The sequence below is a fragment of the Hydrogenophaga sp. genome, assembly GCF_048549895.1.
GTDB lineage: Bacteria > Pseudomonadota > Gammaproteobacteria > Burkholderiales > Burkholderiaceae_C > Hydrogenophaga.
In genome coordinates this window covers 1-4384 of sequence record NZ_JBLYYB010000028.1, presented here as the reverse complement: position 1 = coordinate 4384, position 4384 = coordinate 1, and the positions used below count along the sequence as shown (strand labels likewise).

The window sequence follows — 4384 nt, the reverse complement described above, 5'->3', positions numbered from 1 at the left end:
GGGTGGGCCCGGCGGGCCCCCCCGCCCCGGGGGGGGGCCGCCCACCCCCCCCCGCGCGCCGCTGCCGTTTGTGCGCACGGGGTGGCTCAGGGTGGCGCCCTGGCTTCCATGAGCGGCCTCACAGACCGCATCGCCTTACAAACGGCACGGCAGCGGCGAACCACTGAACATTCGGCACCCAGCGGCGCACGCGCAGCACGCTCCCGCATGCACCATTTCGGAAGCATGCCAACCAAATCAACTGCCACATCAATCAAATCAAGGACTTGGCCCAAGGAAACACATGGCATGGCGCTTGCGAAGTGACAAGCACGCCGCTTTACAAACGGCAGCCTTTCACCCCGCCTGACCTCTTCAACCCCTTCACAGGAGTGCCGCCATGTCCCTGATCCGCCGCCAGTTCCTCACCCGCGCCGCCGTTGCCGGCAGCGTGCTCGGTGCTCCCGTCATCGCCAACGCGCAGTCGGCCAAGTTCAACTGGAAGATGACCAGCGCCTACGGCAAGGGCTCGCCCTTCTACATGGACGGCCCGGGCAGCGCGACCGACCTCGCCAAACGCATCCGCGAAATGTCCGACGGCCGCCTGAACATCCAGGTGTTCGGCGCCGGTGAACTGATCCCCGCGTTTGAAGGCTTTGACGCGGTGCGCGCCGGCACGGTGGAGATGAACCACGCCAACGCCTACTTCTGGACCGGCAAGACCGCCGCCGCGCAGTACTTCACCGCCGTGCCCTTCGGCATGAACTTCCAGGGCATGAACGGCTGGCTGTACGACGGCGGCGGCATCGACCTCTGGAACGAGGTCTACGCGCCTTTCGGCATGGTGGCCATGCCCTGCGGCAACACCGGCGTGCAGATGACGGGCTGGTTCAAGAAGGAGATCAAGACCGTGGCCGACCTCAAGGGCCTGAAGATGCGCATCCCGGGTCTCGCCGGCAAGGTCTACGCCAACCTGGGTGTGGACGTGAAGGTGCTGCCGGGCGGCGAAATCTTCCCCGCGCTGGAACGCGGCGTGATCGACGCGGCCGAGTTCGTGGGCCCCTTCCAGGACCGCCGCCTGGGCCTGCACAAGGCCGCCAAGAACTACTACACCACCGGCTGGCACGAATCGTCCACGGTGTCGGAGTTGCTGATCAACAAGGCCGCCTGGGACAAGCTGCCGAAAGACCTGCAGGCCATTGTGAGCAACGCCTCGGCCGCCTGCAACGTGATCAGCGAAGGCTGGTGCCAGAAGGCCAACTCCGAAGCCATGGAAGACCTGATCAAGAACCAGGGCGTGATCGCGCGACCGCTGCCGGACGACGTGATCAAGGCGTTGAAGGCCGAGACCGACAAGGTGCTGGCCGACGGCCTGAAGGACCCGCTGACGAAGAAGGTGCACGACTCGTACATGTCCTTCAAGGCCAAGTACGACCGCTGGAGCGAAATCAGCGAAGAGGCGTACCACCTCAAGGTTCGCGGCTGATCAAGGAACGGCGTCATGCTCAAGGTATTGCGGCCACTGGCCACTGTCATCGAGGGTTTCATCGACCGCATCGGCGGGCTCACCGCCTGGATCGCGCTGGTCATGATCGGCCTGGTCGCCACCAACGTGCTCTTGCGCTACGCCTTCAGCTTCGGCTCGGTGTGGGCGCAGGAGTTCGAGTGGCACCTGCTGGCCGCCCTCATCCTCCTGGGCATGAGCCACGCGCTGCAGCGCGGTGAAAACGTGCGCGTGGACCTGTTCTACGCGCGCTACTCGCCCGCCACCAAGCGCTTGGTCGACGTGGTCTCTGCGCTGCTGCTCATCGCGGTGAGCCTGGGCTTCATCTGGTTGTCGCTGGGCTATGTGGAGCAGTCGCGCTCCATCCAGGAGGCCTCGGCAGACCCGGGCGGTATTCCGTTGCGCTGGCTGGTCAAGGCCTTGATCCCGCTGGGCTACGGCCTGCTGGTGCTGCAACAGCTCGCGCACCTGGTGCGCCTGCTCGATGCGCCCACCACCACCGGGGAGTCGAGCCATGTTTGAGATGTCGACCTACGCCGTCTTCATGCTGATCGGCTTCTTCGTGATGCTGATGATCGGCATCCCGGTGGCCATCAGCCTGGCCGTCAGCGGCTTCGTGTTCGGCTGGCTGGGCTTTGGCGAGACGCTGTTCAATCTGCTGCCCGCGCGCTTCTACGGCATCGTCAGCGGCTACCAGTGGATGGCGATTCCGCTCTTCGTGTTCATGGGGGTGATGCTGGAGAAATCGCGCCTGGCCGACGACCTGCTCGACGTCATGGGCCACATCGCCGGCGGCCTCAAGGGCGGCATGGCGATCGGCATCGTGCTGTTCGGTGTGCTCATGGGTGCGACCACCGGCATCGTGGGCGCCACCATCATCACGCTGGGCCTGCTCACGCTGCCCACGCTGATACGGCGCGGCTACGACAAGAGCGTGGCCTGCGGCGTGATCTGTGCCTCGGGCACGCTGGGCCAGATCATCCCGCCCAGCCTCATCTTGATCTTGCTGTCGGACATCATGCAGCTCTCGGTGGGCACGCTGTTCGCCGCCGCCGTGGGCCCGGGCATGTTGCTGGCCGGCGTGTACATCGTCTACCTGGTGGTCATGGGTTGGCTCAAACCCGAGACCATGCCGCCGATCCCGATCGCCGAGCGCGACGCGGTCTCGCGCCGCCAGCTGTGGGTGCGCTTCTTCAAGGTGCTGGTGCCGCCGGTGATGCTGGTGGTGGCGGTGCTGGGCTCCATCGTGGGCGGCATCGCGGCGCCCACCGAAGCGGCCAGCATGGGCGCCGTGGGCGCGGTGATCATCACCGCACTCTCGGGCCGCTTCACCTGGGCCACGCTCAAGGCCACCGCGCTGGACACCAGCAAGATCACCGCCATCATGATGTTCATCCTCATGACCGCGCAGGTGTTCGCGCTCTCGTTCCGCGGCCTGCACGGTGAAGACCTGATTGCCGGCATGTTCGAGGCCTTGCCGGGCGGCACCAACACCGCCATCTGGTTCATGATGCTCATCATCTTTGTGCTCGGCTTCTTTGTGGAGTGGATCGAGATCAGCTACATCGCCGTGCCGCTGTTCCTGCCGATCCTCATGAACATGGGTGTGGACCCGGTCTGGCTGGCGATGCTCATCACGGTGAACCTGCAGTCCAGCTTCCTCACGCCGCCGTTCGGCTGGGCGCTGTTTTACCTGAAGGGCGTGGCCCCGCCCGAGGTGAACATCAAGGACATCTACAAAGGTGTGGTCCCCTTCATCGGCCTGCAGTTCCTCACGCTGGTGTTGCTCTTCCTGTACCCGCAGATCGCGCTGTGGCTGCCCAAGGCCATCGGCTGGTGACAGCCCCACAGCCATGGAATTCTTCAACCAACACAGCACCGCCTGGTTGCTGGGCCTGGCAGCGGCCCTGCTCGCCACCGGCCTGGTGGCGGGCGTGCTCGCGGGCCTGCTGGGCGTCGGTGGTGGCATCGTCATCGTGCCGGTGCTCTACCACCTGTTCACGCTGCTCGGTGTGGACGAGTCGGTGCGCATGCACGCGGCGGTCGGCACGTCGCTGGCCACCATCATTCCCACCTCCATCATGTCCAGCCGCGCGCACCGAAAGCGCGGCAGCCTGGACATGGGCCTGATCAAACGCCTCATGCCCTCGGTGGTGGTGGGCGTGATCGTGGGCTCGGTGGCCAGCCGCTTTTTGAGTGGTGCGTCGCTCACCGCGGTGTTCGCCTCGGTGGCTTTGCTGGTCGCGGTGAACATGGCCTTCAAACGCGACGGCTTTGCGCTCGCCGACGGCCTGCCCGGCACCGCCGGCACCGCGCTGCTGGGCAGCGGCATCGGCGGCATCTCCACGCTCATGGGCATTGGCGGCGGCACGCTGAGCGTGCCGATCCTGAACGCGCTGCGTGTGCCCATGCACACCGCCGTGGGCACCGGCGCCATGCTGGGCATGGTGATCAGTTTCCCCGGCGCGCTGGCCTTCCTCCTCAACGGGCTGGATGTGCCCAACCGCCCGCCCTTCAGCCTGGGCCACGTGAACCTGCTGGGGTTTGCGCTCATCGTGCCGGCCACGCTGGCCACCACCGGCTGGGGTGCGAAACTCGCGCACTCGATCAACGCCAAACGGCTGCGCCAGGTGTTCGCACTCTTCCTCGCGCTCACCGCTGCACGCATGTTCTACGGCCTGCTGACCTGAGCCCACCACAACACGGAGACCCTGAATGATCCACACCCTCACCGCCCTGGGCGGCATGTTTGTCGCACCCCACCACCTGGCCGCGCAGGCCGGGCGCGACGTGCTGCGCGACGGCGGCAACGCGGTGGAAGCCATGGTGGCTGCAGCCGCGGCCATCGCCGTGGTCTACCCGCACATGAACGCCATCGGCGGTGACGGTTTCTGGCTCATC

The 4384-nt window shown here is 65.9% G+C and carries 5 protein-coding genes; all 5 read left to right on the top strand.

Going from position 1 to position 4384, the window contains the following annotated elements; genetic code table 11:
* Positions 1-379 precede the first annotated feature (379 nt).
* Complete coding sequence (locus ACN4F8_RS02410) at positions 380-1465, top strand: TRAP transporter substrate-binding protein (RefSeq protein WP_419472127.1); 1086 nt, start codon at positions 380-382, stop codon at positions 1463-1465.
* 15 nt (positions 1466-1480) lie between these two features.
* Positions 1481-2005 (top strand): TRAP transporter small permease subunit, encoded by a 525-nt coding sequence (locus tag ACN4F8_RS02405; protein WP_419472126.1) that lies wholly within the window; start codon positions 1481-1483, stop codon positions 2003-2005.
* Positions 1998-3323, top strand: coding sequence for a TRAP transporter large permease (locus ACN4F8_RS02400; RefSeq protein WP_419472125.1), 1326 nt, complete (start codon positions 1998-2000; stop codon positions 3321-3323). The genes ACN4F8_RS02405 and ACN4F8_RS02400 overlap by 8 nt, the downstream gene beginning before the upstream one ends.
* A gap of 13 nt (positions 3324-3336) precedes the next feature.
* Complete coding sequence (locus ACN4F8_RS02395) at positions 3337-4173, top strand: sulfite exporter TauE/SafE family protein (protein ID WP_419472124.1); 837 nt, start codon at positions 3337-3339, stop codon at positions 4171-4173.
* A 25-nt stretch (positions 4174-4198) separates the two neighbouring features.
* On the top strand, positions 4199-4384 hold a 186-nt coding region (locus tag ACN4F8_RS02390), incomplete at its 3' end, for a gamma-glutamyltransferase (RefSeq protein WP_419472123.1).